Here is a 651-nt window from a genome sequence, read left to right on the forward strand (position 1 = left end):
TATGTCCAAGACAATGTCGATTGTTCTGGCCTCCGGAACAATAGATAAGATAGCGGCCGCAGGTGTCATAACATCCGGTGCGGTTGCCAATGGAATCGACGTCAACATCTTCGTAACGTTCTGGGCACTCATGAAGTTCAGGAAGCATGACGATACTGTTAACAAGCTGAGCTACGATGGATCGGAGATAAGCGATATGGTCATGAAGAGGATGTCCGAGAAGCATATACAGAGCGGTATAGAGATGATAAGGAACGCTAAGGAGGTTGGAAACGTCCATGTGTACGGCTGTGCACTCATGGCAGACGTCATGGACATAAGGAAGGAGGATCTCGATCCCATGGTCGAGGACGTGATCGGTGTGGGAGAGTTCGTCTCGATGACCGAATCATCCTACACGACCATATTCATATGAGGTGATACAATGGATGTGAAACCGGATCGTGTCATAGATGCGAGGGGCAGCTACTGCCCAGGACCGCTCATGGAGCTGATAAAGGCCTACAAGCAGGCGAAGGTTGGAGAAGTCATATCCGTGTACTCCACGGATGCAGGAACGAAGAAGGATGCGCCTGCATGGATACAGAAGTCAGGCCAGGAGCTGGTCGGAGTATTCGACAGAAACGGATACTACGAGATTGTGATGAAGAA

The 651-nt window shown here is 49.9% G+C and carries 2 protein-coding genes; both read left to right on the forward strand.

What is annotated here, in order from left to right; all coding sequences use genetic code 11:
* A partial coding sequence (locus DMB44_RS09145) for a DsrE/DsrF/DrsH-like family protein (RefSeq protein WP_110642967.1) occupies positions 1 to 415 on the forward strand: 415 nt, incomplete at its 5' end.
* A 9-nt stretch (positions 416 to 424) separates the two neighbouring features.
* The coding region (locus tag DMB44_RS09150) for a sulfurtransferase TusA family protein (protein ID WP_110642969.1) at positions 425 to 651 on the forward strand (227 nt) is incomplete at its 3' end.

It is taken from the genome of Thermoplasma sp. Kam2015 (assembly GCF_003205235.1).
Classification (GTDB): Archaea; Thermoplasmatota; Thermoplasmata; order Thermoplasmatales; family Thermoplasmataceae; genus Thermoplasma.